The 18,229-nt window shown below is 60.4% G+C and carries 13 protein-coding genes and 1 pseudogene; 12 read left to right on the top strand and 2 right to left on the bottom strand.

Going from position 1 to position 18,229, the window contains the following annotated elements; all coding sequences use genetic code 11:
* Positions 1-2,152, bottom strand: a 2,152-nt coding sequence (locus J2X66_RS29560) for a retention module-containing protein (RefSeq protein ID WP_310272095.1), incomplete at its 3' end; no start/stop codon positions are given.
* 702 nt (positions 2,153-2,854) lie between these two features.
* On the opposite strand from J2X66_RS29560, the pseudogene J2X66_RS29555 reads away from it, so the two are divergent.
* From J2X66_RS29555 to J2X66_RS29500, 12 genes and pseudogenes are all read left to right on the top strand, one after another.
* Positions 2,855-3,010: pseudogene (locus J2X66_RS29555) on the top strand (channel protein TolC); the annotation flags it as partial.
* Between the two features lie 36 nt (positions 3,011-3,046).
* Positions 3,047-5,203, top strand: coding sequence for a type I secretion system permease/ATPase (locus J2X66_RS29550; RefSeq protein ID WP_310272090.1), 2,157 nt, complete (start codon positions 3,047-3,049; stop codon positions 5,201-5,203).
* Positions 5,193-6,560 (top strand): HlyD family type I secretion periplasmic adaptor subunit, encoded by a 1,368-nt coding sequence (locus J2X66_RS29545; protein ID WP_310272087.1) that lies wholly within the window; start codon positions 5,193-5,195, stop codon positions 6,558-6,560. Before J2X66_RS29550 ends, J2X66_RS29545 begins: the two co-directional genes overlap by 11 nt.
* A gap of 214 nt (positions 6,561-6,774) precedes the next feature.
* Positions 6,775-7,662 carry a TauD/TfdA family dioxygenase gene (locus tag J2X66_RS29540; protein ID WP_310272084.1) on the top strand — a complete coding sequence of 296 codons (888 nt, stop codon included), beginning with the start codon at positions 6,775-6,777 and terminating at the stop codon, positions 7,660-7,662.
* 17 nt (positions 7,663-7,679) lie between these two features.
* Entirely contained in the window at positions 7,680-8,705 is a 1,026-nt protein-coding gene (locus J2X66_RS29535; RefSeq protein WP_310272081.1) for an ABC transporter substrate-binding protein, read from the top strand.
* 5 nt (positions 8,706-8,710) lie between these two features.
* On the top strand, positions 8,711-9,571 hold the full coding sequence (locus J2X66_RS29530; RefSeq protein ID WP_310272078.1) for an ABC transporter ATP-binding protein: 861 nt from the start codon (positions 8,711-8,713) through the stop codon (positions 9,569-9,571).
* 20 nt (positions 9,572-9,591) lie between these two features.
* Positions 9,592-10,458 (top strand): ABC transporter permease, encoded by an 867-nt coding sequence (locus tag J2X66_RS29525; protein WP_310272075.1) that lies wholly within the window; start codon positions 9,592-9,594, stop codon positions 10,456-10,458.
* A gap of 113 nt (positions 10,459-10,571) precedes the next feature.
* A complete protein-coding gene (locus J2X66_RS29520; protein WP_310272073.1) occupies positions 10,572-11,492 on the top strand; it encodes a LysR family transcriptional regulator in 921 nt (306 codons plus the stop codon).
* Positions 11,493-11,625: 133 nt separating this feature from the next.
* Positions 11,626-13,161: an MFS transporter gene (locus J2X66_RS29515; RefSeq protein WP_310272069.1), complete on the top strand. Its 1,536-nt coding sequence runs from the start codon at positions 11,626-11,628 to the stop codon at positions 13,159-13,161.
* A gap of 26 nt (positions 13,162-13,187) precedes the next feature.
* The gene (locus J2X66_RS29510; protein ID WP_310272065.1) at positions 13,188-14,252 is read left to right on the top strand and encodes an HlyD family secretion protein; all 1,065 of its coding nucleotides are present in this window, start codon (positions 13,188-13,190) and stop codon (positions 14,250-14,252) included.
* The gene (locus J2X66_RS29505) at positions 14,249-15,715 is read left to right on the top strand and encodes an efflux transporter outer membrane subunit (protein WP_310272062.1); all 1,467 of its coding nucleotides are present in this window, start codon (positions 14,249-14,251) and stop codon (positions 15,713-15,715) included. The genes J2X66_RS29510 and J2X66_RS29505 overlap by 4 nt, the downstream gene beginning before the upstream one ends.
* Before the next feature lie 171 nt (positions 15,716-15,886).
* Positions 15,887-17,458, top strand: a complete 1,572-nt coding sequence (locus J2X66_RS29500; protein ID WP_310272059.1) for a glycosyltransferase family 39 protein — start codon at positions 15,887-15,889, stop codon at positions 17,456-17,458.
* Between the two features lie 10 nt (positions 17,459-17,468).
* On the opposite strand, the gene J2X66_RS29495 is transcribed toward J2X66_RS29500, so the two are convergent.
* The gene (locus tag J2X66_RS29495; protein WP_310272056.1) at positions 17,469-18,227 is read right to left on the bottom strand and encodes a slipin family protein; all 759 of its coding nucleotides are present in this window, start codon (positions 18,225-18,227) and stop codon (positions 17,469-17,471) included.
* Positions 18,228-18,229 lie beyond the last annotated feature (2 nt).

Below are 18,229 nucleotides of genomic sequence, written 5' to 3'. Positions count from 1 at the left end.
TGGTGATGGTCTGGCCGTTGGACAAGGTCACGACGACCGGCGAACCGGTGACGGGCGCGGTAACGGATGCGGTGTAAACCACGGTGCCGCCTTCAGCCACAGTACTGTTCGCTGTCAGGCTGACGGTCGACGTGTCGAGGGTGTCAGTGACTTCAGTTACCGCCGCTGCCGGGCTGGTCACCAGGTTTTCGAAGTTGCCGCCGGTGGCGTCCTTGATGGTCGCTTCGACTTTGCCGGCGTCTTTGTAGACGTCATCGGCCGGTGCTTTAACGGTTACGGAACCGCTGGTTGCGTTGGCCGCGATGGTGATGACTGCGCCGTTGCTCAGGGTGACGGTCACTGGGGTGCTGGCGGCGTTGGTCAGGGTCGCGGTGTAAACGATCGAACCGCCTTCAGCGACGGAATCGGTCGCGGTCAGGCTAACGGTGGTGGTGTCCTGGGTATCGGTGACCGAGGTGTCCGCCGACTTGCCGTCAACATCCAGCTTCTCGTAGTTACCGCCCTTGGCGTCATCGATTTTCACGCTCAGCGAACCGCCGCCAGCGAGGGCGTCGTTCGGTGCAGTGAAGTTGACGCTGGCGCTGCTTTCACCGACCGGGATGGTGATGGTCTGGCCGTTGGACAAGGTCACGACGACCGGCGAACCGGTGACGGGCGCGGTAACGGATGCGGTGTAAACCACGGTGCCGCCTTCAACCACAGTACTGTTCGCTGTCAGGCTGACGGTCGACGTGTCGAGGGTGTCAGTGACTTCCGTTACCGCCGCTGCCGGGCTGGTCACCAGGTTTTCGAAGTTGCCGCCGGTGGCGTCCTTGATGGTCGCTTCGACTTTTCCAGCATCTTTATAGACATCATCGGCCGGTGCCGGGACGCTCACGCTGCCGGTGGTCGCGCCTGCCGCGATGGTAATGACCGCGCCGTTGCTCAAGGTCACGGTGACTGGCGTGCCGGCCGGATTGGTCAGGGTTGCGGTGTACAGAATCTGACCGCCCTCGGCCACTTCGGTCGATGCCGACAGGCTCAGGCCGGTGTCGTCGCGGGAGTCGGTGATGGTAGTGACCGCCGGCGTGGTGCTCGGCACCAGGCTTTCGAAGTTGCCGCCCGTGGCACCGGTAATCGTGGTGGTGACGGTGCTGCCATTGTTATAGACGTCGTTGGCAGCGGTCGGCACGTTGACGGTGCCCGTGGTGTTGCCGGCGTCGATGGTGATGGTCGAACCGTTGGACAGCGTGATGGTCACCGGGGTCTGAGCCGGGTTGGTCAGCGTCGCGGTGTAGGTGATCACGCCGCCTTCGGTGACGCTGGCGCCTGCGGTCAAACTAACCGTGGTGGTGTCGACGGTGTCGGTGACCTGAGTCAAGGCCGGGGTCGTCGGCGGCGTGACGATGATGCCGTTGCCGCCCGTGGTGCCGGTGACGGTCACATCGATCTGGGTCGGGTCGTTATAAACAGTGTCGTTCGGCGCCAACGGCACGCTGACGGTGCCGGTCAGTTGGCCGGCCTGGATCACGATCACCGAGCCGTTGGACAAGGTGATGCTCAGGTCGGTCAGCGGCGCCTGTGTCAGGGTCGCTGTGTAAACCAGTACGCCGCCGGCTTCGGTGATGGTCGGCGTAGCGCTGACGCTCAGGGTCGACTCACGTTGCAGGTTCGGATTGGTGTCGGCCGTTTGGCCGTCGAGGGGGTTCTGTGCTGCCAATACGCTGGTGCCAAAACCCGCCGTCGGGAAACCCACGGTCGGGTCCACCCGGCCAGCGGTGGCATCCAGCATCACGAAGCTGTGACCGCCACCTGCCGCGCCGCCCGTGCCGGCAGCCGTAGGGCCGGCCGCGGTAGCTTCAAGGTCTTTGGTCGGGTCGGCGCCGGCGACGATGGCTTGCTGCAGTTCTTCAACCGATGGCGCGGCCTGTGCGGTGGCTTCTGCCAGGTCGGTGCTGGAGTCCGGAGTGTTTGCGCTCCACTGAGTGTCACGACCCAGGTCCAGGGTCCGGCCGTCAGCCAGTTCAAGCGTTACGGCGCCCGCTGCACCTGTGTCTACCTGATCGCCTACAAGCAACCGATCGCCTTCAACGAGTACACGACGGACGCCCTCTGGGGACACCGCGAAAACTTGACCGACAATGCTTTTGACGATGGCAACAACACTGCTCATTGAAGACTCTCCGGGTGGCGCATTCGGTTGACTTGCAGGGATCTGATGGCACTCGGCCGGCCCTGTCCGGGCGTACTTTTAAACAAGGGTAGACGCAAGATTGACGCGGATATCCGTCAATAAATTGTCTATGTTTTTTTCGCTATTGACTATATGCCAAACTATTGACCTTGCGGGTGCCATCCTAAACATTCGTCCCAGTAATGTCACATTGATATTTGGGTAACGAGCGGTCCCTCGGAGGTGATCCGGTTCCAGTTTTGAACTTTCCGACATACGGTCATCCGGAGCGTCATGTTCCGATGTGTTCGCACGTGCCGCGGTGATTCACGAGAAAAAACTCAGGGACATCTCAATTGTTCGTCTGCATTGATTTGAGACTTTACCCATCGCTCTAAGCACCGGCTTTGTTCAGGTACAGACCTTTACACAGGCCACGCGACAGGCACGGGATGTCCATCCGGAGATCCCGGCAGGTGTCAGAAGTCGATTGGCCGCGGATTATCGGTTAAAGGCAACGAAAGGGGGACACCTTCACGGATTGACCTGCTGGGCGGTCAGCGCCGTGAAGGCTTCGACAGCGAAACCACTTGAGCGGGATCGCCCCATAATCACCGGGAAAATTTTGCTCCGCAGGTGTCGCGCCAACGCCTCTTGCCAATGGCGTTTGACGGTTTTTCGACATCCAGTTGAGTGGTGCGTCAACAAGCCGCCGAGATCGAAAACATTCAGTTATTTACTCAATACCGTTTCAAGGCGACCATGAGCCGGTTGCTCAAGCGCCAGGGAGTGGTTGCATCGTTGGCATCCGTTGTGCAGAACGACGTGAAGCCGGTTCCGCTTTCCGGGATGAATTGAGTCCTCCCTTTTTACCGTTAGCCAAGAGTGTCGAGCGTGGAATCAGAAGTCAGTCGGGTTCAACTCATCCATGATCCACGCGCGTTGCATGACGATCCTTTACTGGATGGCCTGCTCGCCCTGTGCACTCTGCACCAGAAACCAGCCAGCGCCGCGATGTTGACCACCGGCCTGCCATTGCCCAAGCAACGCCTTAGCGTTGAACTGCTGCCTCGCGCCGCCGCTCGCGCCGGCCTGCAAGGTCGGGTGTTGCAACGCAAGCTTGAGCAGATCCCGGCGATTGCGATGCCGGCACTGCTGTTGCTCAAGGATGGCCGCAGTGCGGTCCTGCTCGGCTGGCACGGTGACGACCAGGCGCGTGTGCTGCTGAGCGAAAGCGATGGTGGCGAAAGTGTCGTCAGTCGCGAGCTGCTCGCCGACGACTACACCGGCAAGGTGTTTTTCGCTCAACCCCAGCACAAATTCGACGTCAATCACGGCACGCTGATTCCGCGTGCGCGTTCGTGGTTCCGCGACACCCTCAAGCGTTCGCGCTGGCTGTACGCCGACGCCATTGCCGCCAGTTTCCTGATCAACATTATTGCCATGGCTGCGCCGCTGTTCGTGATGAATGTGTACGACCGCGTGGTACCGAACCAGGCTGAATCGACCCTGTGGGTCTTGGCCATCGGCATTACCGGCGCCTACCTGTTCGACCTGATCCTCAAAAGCCTGCGCAGTCTGTGCCTGGACCTGGCTGGTAAAAAAACCGACCTGATCATCTCCGCCACTCTGTTCGAGCGCATTGTCGGCATGGCGATGAAGTACCGCCCGGCGCGGGTCGGCAGCTTCGCCCAGAACATCCATGAGTTTCAGAGCCTTCGCGACTTCCTCGCCTCGCTGACCCTGACCAGCCTGATCGACCTGCCGTTTACGCTGCTGATCTTCATGGTCATCGCGATCCTCGGCGGACACCTGGTGTGGATTCCGGTGCTGGCGTTCCCGATTGCCTTGCTGATCGGCTACGCGCTGCAGAAGCCGCTCGTGGCGACCATGGAACGAACCATGGCCCTCGGCGCAGAGCGTCAGTCGAGCCTGATCGAAACCCTCGCCGGCCTCGACGCGGTGAAGGTCAACAACGCCGAAAGCGAACGCCAGTACCAGTGGGAGCAGACCATCGGCACCCTCAGCCGCCTCGAGTTACGGGTGAAAATGCTCTCCGGCCTGGCGATGAACATCACCTTGCTGATCCAGCAACTGGCCGGGGTGATCATGATCGTCTTCGGCGTGTACCAGATCATCGCCGGCAACCTGAGCATGGGCGGCCTGATTGCCTGCTACATGCTCAGCGGTCGTGCGCTGAGCCCGCTGGCCTCGCTGTCCGGCCTGCTGACCCGTTATCAGCAAGCGCGGGTGACCATGACCTCGGTCGATCAAATGATGGAGTTGCCGCAAGAGCGCAATTTCGAAGAGCGCCCGCTGAGCCGCAAGGTGCTGCAAGGTGCCATCGAATGCCGGCAGATGAACTTCACCTACCCGCAACAGCAGAACCCTGCGCTGAAGAACATCAACCTGATCATCAAACCGGGCGAGAAAATCGGCATCATCGGTCGCAGCGGCTCGGGCAAAAGCTCCCTGGCCAAATTGCTGGTGGGGCTGTACCAACCGGATGACGGCGCGCTGTTGGTGGATGGCGTGGACATCCGTCAGATCGATGTCAGTGAGTTGCGCCACAACATCGGCTACGTGGCTCAGGACATCCAGCTGCTGGCGGGTACCTTGCGCGATAACCTGGTGTCGGGCGCACGTTATGTAGAAGACGAATTGGTCCTGCAGGCCGCCGAACTGGCCGGCGTGCATGAGTTTGCCCGTCTGCATCCGCAGGGTTATGAGCTGCAGGTCGGTGAGCGCGGGCAGAACCTGTCCGGCGGTCAGCGCCAGAACGTCGCTCTGGCCCGGGCACTGCTGCTTGATCCGCCAATCCTGCTGCTCGACGAGCCGACCAGTGCCATGGACAACACCGGCGAAGAACGCCTCAAGCAACGCCTTGCGGCGGTGATTGAAAGCAAAACCGTGGTGCTGGTCACGCACCGGGCTTCACTGTTGTCGCTGGTGGATCGCCTGATTGTCATCGACCGTGGACAAATTCTCGCCGATGGCCCGAAAGCCGCCGTGATGGAAGCGTTGAAGAAGGGGCAGATCAGTGTTGCTTAAGTCGGGTTTCAAGGGTGCGATCGGTCGTTACTTCAAAGGCTCCGATTCGCTGCATGGCCAGCCACTGCCCGAGGTCAACAAAGCCCTCATCGAAGACGCCCCACGCGTGGTGCGGTTGACGATCTGGGCGATCATCGCCTTCTTCGTGTTCCTGATGCTCTGGGCCAACTACGCCGTGATCGATGAGGTCACCAAGGGCGATGGCAAGGCGATTCCGTCGTCCAAGATCCAGAAAATCCAGAACCTTGAGGGCGGTATCGTCTCCGAGCTGTTCGTAAAGGAAGGGCAGATCGTTGAGGCCGGTGCTCCACTGATTCGCCTCGACGACACGCGCTTCGCTTCCAATGTCGGCGAGACCGAAGCGGATCGCTTGTCGATGCTGCTGCGGGTGGAACGCTTGAGCGCGGAAGTCGACGACCGTCCGCTGAATTTCGCGGCGGACGTGCTCAAAGCCGTGCCCGTTCAGGCGGCCAGCGAAGAGTCGTTGTACACCAGCCGTCGTCAGCAACTGCACGATGAAATCGGTGGTTTGCAGGAGCAGTTGATCCAGCGTCAGCAAGAGCTGCGTGAGTTCACCTCCAAACAGTCGCAGTATCGCCAGCAACTGAGTATGCAACGCCAGGAAATCAATATGTCCGAGCCATTAGTGGCCCAGGGCGCCGTGTCGCCGGTTGAAGTGCTGCGTCTGCGGCGTGCCGAAGTCGAGACGCGCGGACAACTGGATGCCACGACACTGGCGATCCCTCGTGCCGAATCGGCGATCAAGGAAGTGCAGCGCAAGATTGACGAGACACGCGGTAAATTCCGCAGCGAAGCCCTGACTCAACTCAACGAAGCACGCACCGACCTGAACAAGGCCCAGGCCACTGGCAAAGCGCTGGAAGACCGGGTCAGTCGGACGCTGGTGGCATCGCCAGTCCGCGGCATCGTCAACAAGCTATTGGTGAACACCATTGGCGGCGTGATTCAGCCGGGCAGTGACCTGGTGGAAATCGTGCCGCTGGACGACACCTTGCTGGTCGAGGCGAAAATTCGCCCGCAAGACATCGCCTTCCTGCACCCGGGGCAAGAAGCGACGGTGAAGTTCACGGCGTACGACTACACCATCTACGGTGGGTTGAAGGCCAAGCTTGAGCAGATCGGCGCGGACACCATCACCGATGAAGACAAGAAGACCACGTACTACATCATCAAGCTGCGCACCGATCGCAGCCACCTGGGCACGGATGAAAAGCCGTTGCTGATCATTCCGGGGATGGTGGCGTCGGTGGATATCATCACCGGCAAGAAGTCAGTGCTCAGCTATTTGCTCAAGCCGATTATTCGGGCGCGGGCTGAGGCGTTGCACGAGCGATAATTCGCGGTCAGGCCTGAAAAACAGCACATCCCTAAAAGCCATATCGTTATTCATTAATGGTATTTAAATTTCGATTCTTATACCTATAAAGTCACTCTCCTGCGTACCTGCCGACCAATCGGCGCGCCGCACGACACGAACCAACACGGGACCTCCGTGAGTTTCTTGATCGACGCGCGCGCCCTTGAGCGTGCCGTGCGTGGGAGTGATTTTTATGTCAGCTGTGTCTGCTACCAACCGCATCGCGCCACAACCCTTCGATATTCGCCCGTTCCGCGGCGCCGTCGGTGCCGAAATCATCGGCCTCGACCTGTCTCTCTCGATCAATGACCAGGACTTCGCCCGCCTCCATCGCGCGCACCTGGATCATCACGTCGTGGTGTTTCGCGACCAGCGCATCACCCCCGAGCAGCAGATTGCCTTCAGCCGTCGATTCGGCGTGTTGCAGATCCACGTGCTCAAGCAATTCCTGCTGGCCGGCCACCCGGAAATCCTCATCGTTTCCAACATCATCGAAAACGGCCAATCCATCGGCCTCGGTGACGCCGGCAAATTCTGGCATTCGGACCTTTCCTATAAAGAACTGCCCAGCCTGGGCTCGATGTTGCACGCCCAAGAGCTGCCGTCCCAGGGAGGCGACACGTTGTTCGCCGACATGCACAAAGCCTGGGACAACCTGCCCGAGGCGTTGCGCAAAGCGGTTGAAGGCCGATCTGCGGCGCACTCCTACACGGCGCGCTACAGCGAAACCAAATTCGAAGGCAACTGGCGCCCGACCCTCACGCCGGAGCAACTGGCTCAAGTCGCCGAAGTGGTTCATCCCATCGTGCGCACGCACCCGGAAAACGGGCGCAAGGCGTTGTTCGTCAGCGAAGGCTTTACCACCCGCATCGTCGGTTTGCCGGATGACGAGAGCCAGCAATTGCTCGCCGAGCTCTACGCCCACAGCGTGCTGCCGCAAAACATCTACCGCCATCAGTGGCAACCGCATGACCTGGTGTTCTGGGACAACCGCTCGCTGATCCACCTCGCCGCCGGATGCCCCAGCCATCTGCGCCGCAAGCTGTATCGCACCACCATTCAGGGCGACGCGCCTTTCTGATTTGTCGGAGAACTCACATGTCCAAACGTCTTCCCTTTGCACCGCTGGCGGCTGCCGTCGGCCTGGGTTTCAGCCTGATCGCCGGCAGCCTGGTGGCGCCGACCGTGGCCCACGCCGAAGGTGAAATACGCATCGCCGAGCAGTTCGGCATCGTTTACCTGTTGCTCAACGTGGTACGCGATCAGAACCTGATCGAGAAGTACGGCAAGCAGGAAGGCATCGACATCAAGGTCGACTGGACTCAGCTGTCGGGAGGCGCGGCGGTCAACGATGCGCTGCTCTCGGGCTCGATTGATATTGCTGGCGCGGGTGTCGGCCCGTTGCTGACCATTTGGGACCGCACCCACGGCAAGCAGAACGTCAAAGCCGTGGCCTCGCTTGGCAACTTCCCTTACTACCTGGTGAGCAACAATCCCAAGGTCAGGACCATTGCCGACTTCACCGAAAAGGACCGGATTGCGGTGCCGGCGGTGGGCGTGTCGGTGCAGTCACGTTTCCTGCAATACGCGGCCGCCAAGCAGTGGGGTGACAAGGAATTCAATCGCCTCGACAAGTACACCATTGCAGTGCCGCACCCGGATGCTACGGCTGCGTTGGTGGCCGGGGGCACCGAGTTGTCCGGGCACTTCTCCAACCCGCCGTTCCAGGATCAGGAGCTGGCCAACCCCAACGTCCACGTGGTGTTGAACTCCTACGACGTGCTCGGCCCGAACTCGCCGACGGTGCTGTTCGCCACCGAGAAATTCCGCGACGAGAACCCGAAAACCTATAAGGCTTTCATCGCGGCGCTGACCGAAGCGGCGGAGTTTGCCCAGAACGACAAAGGCGCTGCCGCCGACACCTACATCCGCGTCACCAAGGCGAAAATCGACCGCACCGCGTTGCTGAAAATCATCGACAACCCGCAGTTCGAATTCAGCGTCACGCCGAAGAATACGTATCCGCTGGCCGAGTTTCTCTACCGCGTCGGTGCGATCAAAAACAAGCCGGATTCGTGGAAGGACTACTTCTTCCAGGACGCCAAGCCACTGCAAGGGAGCTGATCGAAATGAACGCCCCTTTGCAAGGCCACACGGTCAGCAAACCGAACGTCGCAGCCCAGGCGCTGCTGTCGGTCGACAACGTCAGCCTCGAGTACCGCACGCCGCAGCGTGTGGTTCGAGCGACCCATCAAGTCAGTTTTGAAATCGATCCGGCGGACCGCTATGTGCTGCTCGGCCCGTCCGGTTGTGGCAAGTCGACCTTGCTCAAGGCGGTTGCCGGTTTCATTCAGCCGTGTGAGGGCGAGATCCGTCTTCAAGGGCAAACCGTACATGCTCCGGGGCCGGACCGCATCGTGGTGTTCCAGGAGTTCGATCAACTGCCTCCATGGAAAACCGTGAAACAGAACGTGATGTTTCCGCTGCTGGCGTCCAAGACTCTGAAGCGTAAAGAAGCAGAAGAGCGGGCGCTGCACTACCTCGAAAAGGTCGGTCTGGCGGCGTTTGCCGATGCTTATCCGCATACCTTGTCCGGTGGCATGAAAGCGCGAGTCGCCATCGCTCGCGCCTTGGCGATGCAACCAAAAATCCTCCTGATGGACGAACCCTTCGCCGCCCTCGATGCGCTGACCCGCCGCAAGATGCAGGAAGAATTGCTGCTGCTCTGGGAAGAGGTGCGTTTCACGCTGCTGTTCGTCACCCACTCCATCGAAGAGGCGCTGGTGGTGGGCAATCGCATTCTGTTGCTGTCGCCGCATCCGGGCCGGGTGCGGGCGGAAGTCCACAGCCATCAATACGATTTGCACAGCCTGGGCGGCGTGGCGTTTCAGGAATCGGCGCGACGGATTCATCGGTTATTGTTCGATGAAGGCCAGTCACCGGAAACCGAGCGTGAGCTGGATTTCTCCGACATTCGCATCGCTTATTGAGCCATTGAGAGGATTGCCCGATGAGCCATTTATCATCTGCGCGTGAAGAGTTTGAAACCGTTTTGCAGCCGCTGACCAGCGTCCCACTGGAGCGTGAATTGCCGCTTGGTCAGCGCCTCTGGCAGCAGGCTTGGATTCGTAAAAGCCTGATCCTGATTTTGCTCGCTGTGTTGTGGGAGGTGGTGGCCCGTGTGCAGAACAACGACCTGTTGCTGCCGAGCTTTCTGCAAACCGCCAGCGCGCTCTACGACGGCCTGCTGAGTGGCGAGTTGTTGGGCAAGGTCTGGATTTCGCTGGTGGTGTTGCTCAAGGGTTACCTGATCGGCATCGTCCTGGCGTTTGCCTTGACCACGTTGGCAGTGTCGACTCAGTTCGGTCGGGATCTGCTGAGTACATTGACGTCGATGTTCAACCCGTTGCCCGCGATTGCCTTGTTGCCGTTGGCGCTGCTGTGGTTCGGCCTGGGGCAGAACAGTCTGATTTTTGTGTTGGTGCATTCGGTGCTGTGGGCGTTGGCCTTGAACACCTATGCCGGGTTTCTCGGCGTGTCGGAAACGTTGCGCATGGCGGGTCGTAATTACGGGTTAAAGGGTATGCGGTTTGTGCTGTCTATCCTGATCCCGGCAGCATTGCCGTCGATACTTGCCGGGTTGAAGATTGGCTGGGCCTTTGCCTGGCGTACGTTGATTGCTGCGGAGTTGGTGTTTGGCGCGACCAGCGGCAAGGGTGGGTTGGGCTGGTATATTTTTCAGAACCGTAATGAGCTCTACACCGACAAGGTGTTTGCCGGGTTGGCGGTGGTGATTTTGATTGGGTTGCTGGTGGAGAACCTGGTGTTTGATTCGTTGGAGCGGGTGACCATTAAGCGCTGGGGGATGCAGCGGTAAGAGTTGTGGTGTCTGGTCTGACATTAATGGGGCCAGCCCAGCCAACACATCAATGGGAGATGTTTTGCTAGCATTGCGTCTGAATCAATCCAGATCAGCCATGAGTGCTCAGCATGCAACTCCCGGACATGAACCTGTTGGTCGCCCTCGACGCCTTGCTTGACGAGGGCAGCGTGGTTGGCGCTGCGCGGCGGATGAACCTCAGCCCGGCGGCGATGAGCCGAACGCTGACCCGGATACGCGAAGCTATCGGTGACCCGATCCTGGTGCGCGCCGGGCGCGGTCTGGTGCCAACGCCCAAGGCGCTGGAACTGCGCGAGCAGGTGCGTGACGTGGTCGAGCAGGCCGCCTTGCTGTTTCGTTCAGCCGATGAAGTGGACCTCGGTTCGTTGCGCCGCCGGTTCAGTATCCGCGCCAATGATTTTTTCGTCGGTGTCTATGGCGGCAAACTGTTCGACACCCTGGAGCGCCAGGCACCGCACTGTGAATTGCGCTTTGTGCCGGAAGGCGATGGCGATGATGAAGCGTTGCGCGAAGGGCGGATCGATTTGAGTGTCAGCAACAATCGTCCGGTCATGCCGGAAGTGAAAGTGCAGAACCTTTTCTCGACACACTTCGTCGGTCTGGTGCGCGAGGACCATCCCCTGTTCGAGGAAGAGATTACCGCCGAGCGCTATGCCGGTTTTTCACATATCAGCATGTCGCGCCGTGGCATTGCCCGTGGGCCGATCGACACGGCCCTCAACGCCTTGGGACTGGAGCGTCGGGTGGCGGTGATTGCGCCGAGCTTCCATGCGGCAATGTTCGCACTGCCTGATTCCAATCTGATTCTGCCGGTGCCCCAAGAGGCGTTGCTGAGCGTGCGCCGCCTGGGCTTGAAACTGCGCTCGTTCACCCTGCCGATTCCGCTGCCCACCCTGATGCTGACCCAGGCCTGGCACCCACGGTTTGACAATGATCCAGCTCACCGTTGGCTGCGTGAAACCCTGAAAGCCTGCTGCGACGAAACATGGCTGGCCGCACAACCCACCTGAAGCAACCCCCAATCCTACAGGGGGGGGGTGTATTGTTGCGTCTCGCGCACTTATAACCTGTCGACAAGTCAGTTTTCGTCAGGCTCCACGCTTTTTAAAATGCCCCGGTACTCAACCCCCGGAGCAAGCCGTAATGACTTCCCTCACGGTCACGGCGCCCCTCGCCGCGCCCCCTCCAGCCGCCGTCACGCCACCGGTCTTCGGCCCGCGGATCATCATCGGGCTGATGGGGGTGTTGCTGGCAGTGCTGGTGTCGGGCCTGAACGAGATGGTGACCAAGGTGGCCCTCGCGGACATTCGCGGCGCGTTGGCCATTGGCTACGACGAAGGCACCTGGCTGGTCGCCAGCTACACCGCGACCTCGGTGGCGGCGATGGCGTTTGCGCCGTGGTGCGCGGTGACGTTCTCGCTACGGCGATTCACCCTGTGCGCCATCAGCGTCTTCACGCTCTTGGGCCTGTTGTGTCCGTTCGCCCCGAACTATGAAAGCCTACTGATCCTGCGCACATTGCAAGGCCTGGCCGGCGGTGCATTGCCACCGATGCTGATGACCGTCGCACTGCGGTTCCTGCCGGCCAATGTGAAGCTCTATGGCCTGGCCGGCTATGCGCTGACCGCCACGTTCGGGCCCGGTCTCGGCACGCCATTGGCCGGGTTGTGGACCGAGTATGTCGGCTGGCAGTGGACGTTTTGGCAAATCATCGTGCCGTGCCTGCTGGCGCTGGGCGCGGTGGCCTATGGTTTGCCCCAGGACCCGCTACGTCTGGAGCGCTTCAAGCACTTCAACTGGCGCGGTCTGCTGCTGGGATTTTCGGCGATCTGCATGCTGGTGATCGGCATCTTGCAAGGCAATCGGCTGGACTGGTTCGAGTCGAGCCTGATCTGTGGATTGCTCGGCGGTGGCCTGGTGTTGCTGGTGCTGTTTTTGATCAATGAATGGTCGCAGCCGATACCGTTTTTCAAGATGCAGATGCTGGGCATCCGCAACCTCTCGTTTGCTTTGATCACCTTGGCCGGGGTGCTGGTGATACTGCTGGCGGTGATCATCATTCCGTCCTCTTACCTCGCTCAGGTACAGGGTTACCGGCCCGTGCAGACGGCGCCGATCACGCTGTTGGCGGCGTTGCCGCAGTTGATTGCGCTGCCGTTGGTGGCGGCGTTGTGCAACCTGCGATGGGTCGATTGTCGCTGGGTGTTGGGCGCGGGTTTGAGCCTGTTGGCGTTGTCGTGCGTCGGTGGTTCGCAGCTGACGTCAGCATGGATTCGCGACGATTTCTACGCGCTGCAACTGCTGCAGATATTCGGTCAGCCCATGGCCGTCCTGCCGCTATTGATGCTGTCGACCGGCAGCATCTCGCCGATGGAAGGGCCGTTCGCCTCGGCCTGGTTCAACACGGTGAAAGGTCTGTCAGCGGTCATTGCGACCGGCGTCATCGAGACGTTGACCACCGCCAGGCTGCATTTTCACTCGACGATGCTGGTGGACAACCTCGGCAATTCGCCCCTGGCCGACCGCGACAGCGCGGGCCTCGCCCATCGCCTGCACGAGCAAGCCGTGGTGCTGACTTCTTCCGATCTTTATCTGTGCATGGCGGGCGTCGCGTTGGCGTTGATCCTGCTGATTTTCTGGCTGCCGACGCGGATGTATCCACCGCGCGCGTCGACTTGAACGCTTCACTGAAACAGAAGGTTTTTATGACGACTCAAACCAAGCCAAAGATAGCTGTCGGTGTCGCCGTAGTAGTGGCGGTCAGTGTGCTGATTTGCCTGCTGACACCCGGCCTTTTCGGTCCGCGTACGCAGCAAAAAACCAATGACGCGTTTGTCTCGGCGGACTTCACGCTGGTAGTCCCGCGCGTGGCCGGGTTTATCAAGGAGGTGCTGGTGGACGACAACCAGCAGGTCAAGGCCGGGCAGTTGCTGGCACTGATCGACGATCGTGATCTGCGCGCCGCGGCCCAGGCGGCGGACGCCGAAACCCTGGTAGCCAGGGCGCAGCTGCAAAATGCCCGCGCGACCCTTGAGCGCCAAGTCTCAGTGATCGCTCAGGCTCAAGCCTCGGTGGTGTCGGCCAAGGCTGAAATGGCTTTCGCCGAGCATGAGTTGAATCGCTACGACCACCTGGCCGGCGTCGGGGCTGGCACGGTGCAGAATGCTCAGCAAGCGCGCACGCGCATCGATCAGGCCAATGCGCGGTTGGCCAACGCGATGGCGGTGCTGGCGGCGGAGCGCAAGCAAGTGGACATCCTGACGGCCCAGCGCGATGCGGCGGAAGGCGGACTGAAACGGGCGCAAGCCGCGCTGGAAATCGCCAGCTATGAGTTGTCTTACACGCGCATTGTCGCGCCGCAGGACGGCATGGTCGGCGAGCGCGCTGTGCGAGTCGGCGCTTATGTGACGCCCGGTAGCAAGATTCTGGCGGTAGTGCCGCTGGCACAGGCTTACGTGGTGGCCAATTTTCAAGAGACTCAGCTGACTAACGTTCAGCCTGGGCAGGGTGTGCAGGTACGGGTTGATAGTCTTGGCGGCGAGGCGCTGAATGGTCGCGTCGAGAGCATCGCCCCGGCGACGGGCGTGACCTTTGCCTCGATCAAGCCGGACAACGCCACGGGTAACTTCACCAAGGTGGTGCAGCGTATCCCGGTGAAAATCGTCCTCGAACCTGGGCAGGCATTGGCCTCGCGGCTGCGCGTGGGGATGTCGGTGGAGGCGAGTATTGATACGGCGAGTGCCGCGTCGCATGAGGTGGCTCAGCGATGAAGATTTTTGTTGGCCGGTGGCCTCAACTGACCTTTTGCGCCTTGCTGATCATGAGCCTGTCAGCCTGCACCGTCGGCCCCGACTTCCACAAACCTCAAGCCCGACAAATCACCGAATGGTCAAAACCCGCCAAACCCGCCGCCAGTGAGGCGGTCTCCGTCGACATGAACGAGCGCTGGTGGGAAGTCTTCAACGACCCAAAACTCTCCTCCCTGACCCAGCGCGCCCTGACCGACAACCTCGACCTGAAACTCGCCAGCAGCCGCTTGCAGCAAAGCCGCGCCGCGCGCCAGGTGATCACGGCCAACCGTTACCCCAACACGGCCGCGACGGGCAGCTATGGACGCAAACGCAACAGCGGCGAAGGCTTGAACGATCCCTCGGGTCACAACGGTGATTCGGCATTCAACTTGTGGGACGCCGGCTTCTCCGCGTCTTGGGAGCTGGATTTCTGGGGGCGTGTACGCCGCGAAACCGAAGCTGCCGACGCTACGCTTGAGGTGGCCGAAAACGATCGTCGGGGTGTGTTGTTATCGGTGTTGGCGGAAACCGCTCAGGACTACATTCAACTGCGCGGCGTGCAAAGCACTCGGGCCGTCACCGAGCAGAACCTCGAGGTCGCCCGCCACAGTTTGAAACTCTCGCAATTGCGTCTGGCTGACGGCGTTGCCACCGACCTGGACGTTGCCGAGGCCGCCGCCCAAGTCGCCGCCATCGAATCGCGGCTGCCTGCGCTGGAGCAGCGGCAGTCGCAACTGATCAACGCCTTGAGCCTGTTGATGGGCGAACCGCCGCAAGCGCTGCACGCCGAGTTATCCACAGACGCGCCCGTGCCGAAAACCCCACGCCAGGTCGCAATCGGCCTGCCATCGCAACTGGCTGAACGCCGTCCGGATATTCGCCAGGCTGAAGCGCAACTGCATGCTGCCACTGCGAACATCGGTGTGGCCAAGGGTGATTTCTATCCACGGATTACCTTGTCGGGCAACCTGGGCTCGCAAGCCATGCAGCTCAGCGATTTTGGTTCGTGGGGCTCGCGTTCATTCGGCATCGGCCCACAATTCAGCTTGCCGCTGTTTGATGGCGGTCGCCTGCGCGGTGTGCTGAACCTGCGTGAAGCCCAGCAACAGGAGGCCGCCATTGCCTACCAGCAAACCGTACTGCGCGCCTGGCATGAAATCGACGATCAGCTGAGCACCTACAACGCCAGCCAACTGCGCCGCGACAGTCTCGCCGAAGCCGTCCGCCAAAACCAGATCGCCCTGCGCACTGCGCAGCAGCAATACACGGAAGGCGTGGTGGATTTCGTTAATGTGCTGACGGTGCAAGGCGCTTTGCTGGCGACGCAAGAGCAGTTTGTGGAGAGCTCGACCGGGGTTTCGCTGGCGATGGTCGGGTTGTACAAGGCGTTGGGCGGGGGATGGGAGTCGGTGTATCCGTTGGCGGAGTCGGTGAAGCGTTGATTCGCTCTCTAAATCAAAAAAATACCGGCAGATGCCGGTTTCTTCACCCTGACGGCCAACGAAGCGAATAGCAAAGGTCATTGGTCGCAAAGCCAGCATCGACGAAGAACCTGTGCCGCCTTAAAGTGATCCATAGGCTTCGTGATGTCGGGCCGGTTGCAGGGGGAGGCAATGGAAGCGCGCAGAGAAACTTCGCTTGGCGGCACCCAGGATCCGCACGCGGTGCCCGGCGGTTGGGCGGTGGTACAGCGTTGGTTGCGGTGGGCGCAGGAGCACCGGCTGTTGCCGATTCTGGCGTTGGCAGCCCTGGTGCGTTTCTACGACCTGACGGCGGCGGCCATTTGGGGCGACGAAGGGTCGAGCCTGCTGATGAGCCAATACTCATTGGCCGAAATATGGGGGCACGCTGCCCATGACGTGCACCCGCCGCTGTATTTCATGCTGCTGCATGGCTGGATCGAAGTGTTCGGCGACGGTATTTTTTCGATTCGTTGTCTCAGCGCTCTGCCCGGGATCATTACGGTGTGGCTCGGCGTCTGGTTGATGGACTTGATCGCTACCCGGCGTGCTGCGTTATTGGCCGGTTTTCTCCTGGCGCTGCTGCCGACGGCGGTGCGTTATAGCCAGGAAGTGCGGATGTACTCGCTGCTGGGCCTGTGGCTGATCGGCGCAACGATTGCGCTGGTCTACTGGATCAGGTATCCCCGGCGTACACGCTATCTGGTGGCGTATGTGCTGCTGATGAGCGCAGCGTTCTATACCCATTACTTCACCGCCCTGTGCGTAGTGTGTCACTGGCTGTATCTGGGATTGATTCGTGTCCTGCCGGAGTATCGCTTGCGCACCATTCAACGCCCCGGTTGGTGGCTGGCGAACGTGGCAATTGTGCTGATCTTCCTGCCGTGGGTACCCAACCTGATTGATCTGATCCAGCACATGGACCTGCTTAAAGCCAATGGTGATGTGGGGTGGGAGTTGCCGGTCACGTTCGGCTCGTTGCCGTCGATGATCTGGTCGTTGCTGACTCAGGACGATGGCGAAAACCTGCCGATACTGATTTTTATTGCGCTACCGCTGGCGCTGCTGGCCACCGCTGGCGTGGCGCTGGCGCGGGACCGCAGCGTCATTCGTGGCAGTATCCTGCTGGTGATCTATACGGCGTTGCCGATGCTGTTGGTGTTTGGCGTGTCGTTTATCTCGCCGGTGTTCATCGAGCGTTACCTGACGGCCTATGCACTGGGGTTGCCGATGATTGTCGCGTTGGCCATTGATCGCCTGTATTCAGGCTTTCGAATGCTGGCGCTGGCAGTGCTGGTGTTGTTTGTCGGCGTCGAACTGGTCGGCCTGAAAAACAACGCTACGGTCGATACCCACGATCAAATCAATGTAATGGTCGACTACGTTAACCAGCACTTCGTTGCGGGGGACCAGATCGTCACCAGCGATATGCTCTGGTACCTCGCCTACGTTTATTACAACCGCACCGACGCTAAACCGTTGCTGTACACCCCACCGCTGGCCAATGGCGGGTCCAGCCGGCCAAATGCCTATGGATTCGGCACGCTGGTCGCCCAGGACATTTATCTGGACCGCCTCGACAGCTTGCCCAAGGGCACCGGTCGGGTGTGGCTGATCGGCACCGTCGGTGTGCCGGACGAGTTCGCGCCGCTGCCCGAGGGCTGGAAGAACGCCGGCATTACGCAGGCGGGCGGGGCTAATGCGCGCTTGTTTGTGCTGCATTGAAAGCCTGGTATTAAGGCTTCGACGACAAATCCGCCATCCCCTTGAGCAATTCAATCGGCAGCGGGAAGACAATGGTCGAGCTCTTGTCCCCGGCAATCGAGCTCAGCGTCTGCATGTAACGCAACTGCATGGCCCCAGGCTGACGGCCGAGCATTTCAGCGGCCTGCATGAGTTTTTCCGAGGCCTGCAATTCACCCTCGGCGTGGATCACCTTCGCCCGGCGCTCCCGTTCGGCTTCGGCCTGTTTGGCGATGGCACGGACCATCGATTCATTGAGGTCCACATGTTTGATCTCGACGTTGGCAACCTTGATGCCCCAGGCGTCGGTCTGGGCGTCGAGCACTTGCTGGATGTCGATGTTCAGTCGTTCGCGCTCGGCCAGCAGTTCATCGAGCTCATGTTTACCCAGCACAGCCCGCAGGGTGGTCTGTGCCAGTTGGCTGGTGGCTGCCAGAAAGTCTTCGACCTGGATAATCGCTTTCTGTGGATCGAGCACACGGAAATACAGCACCGCGTTGACCTTGACCGAGACGTTGTCGCGGGTGATGACGTCTTGTGGGGGAACGTCGAGGACGATGGTTCGCAGGTCGACACGGACCATTTGCTGGACCACCGGGATCAGCAGGATCAAGCCGGGACCCTTGACCTGCCAGAAGCGTCCGAGCTGGAACACCACGCCGCGCTCGTATTCGCGCAGGATGCGGAAGGTCGACCCCGCCAGTGCAATCAGCAGTAGCAGCAGCGCGGCGAAACCTATTTGCAGGCCCATGT

The organism is Pseudomonas sp. 3296 (genome assembly GCF_031456615.1).
In the GTDB taxonomy this organism is placed as follows: domain Bacteria; phylum Pseudomonadota; class Gammaproteobacteria; order Pseudomonadales; family Pseudomonadaceae; genus Aquipseudomonas; species Aquipseudomonas mucoides.
This window is presented reverse-complemented; position numbering and strand designations above follow the sequence as displayed.

Coding starts and splice junctions, on each gene's coding strand:
- J2X66_RS29500 (WP_310272059.1), top strand. CDS start 15,887: ATGGAAGCGCGCAGAGAAACTTCGCTTGGCGGCACCCAGGATCCGCAC.
- J2X66_RS29495 (WP_310272056.1), bottom strand. CDS start 18,227: ATGGGCCTGCAAATAGGTTTCGCCGCGCTGCTGCTACTGCTGATTGCA.
- J2X66_RS29505 (WP_310272062.1), top strand. CDS start 14,249: ATGAAGATTTTTGTTGGCCGGTGGCCTCAACTGACCTTTTGCGCCTTG.
- J2X66_RS29510 (WP_310272065.1), top strand. CDS start 13,188: ATGACGACTCAAACCAAGCCAAAGATAGCTGTCGGTGTCGCCGTAGTA.
- J2X66_RS29540 (WP_310272084.1), top strand. CDS start 6,775: ATGTCAGCTGTGTCTGCTACCAACCGCATCGCGCCACAACCCTTCGAT.
- J2X66_RS29530 (WP_310272078.1), top strand. CDS start 8,711: ATGAACGCCCCTTTGCAAGGCCACACGGTCAGCAAACCGAACGTCGCA.
- J2X66_RS29515 (WP_310272069.1), top strand. CDS start 11,626: ATGACTTCCCTCACGGTCACGGCGCCCCTCGCCGCGCCCCCTCCAGCC.
- J2X66_RS29535 (WP_310272081.1), top strand. CDS start 7,680: ATGTCCAAACGTCTTCCCTTTGCACCGCTGGCGGCTGCCGTCGGCCTG.
- J2X66_RS29520 (WP_310272073.1), top strand. CDS start 10,572: ATGCAACTCCCGGACATGAACCTGTTGGTCGCCCTCGACGCCTTGCTT.
- J2X66_RS29525 (WP_310272075.1), top strand. CDS start 9,592: ATGAGCCATTTATCATCTGCGCGTGAAGAGTTTGAAACCGTTTTGCAG.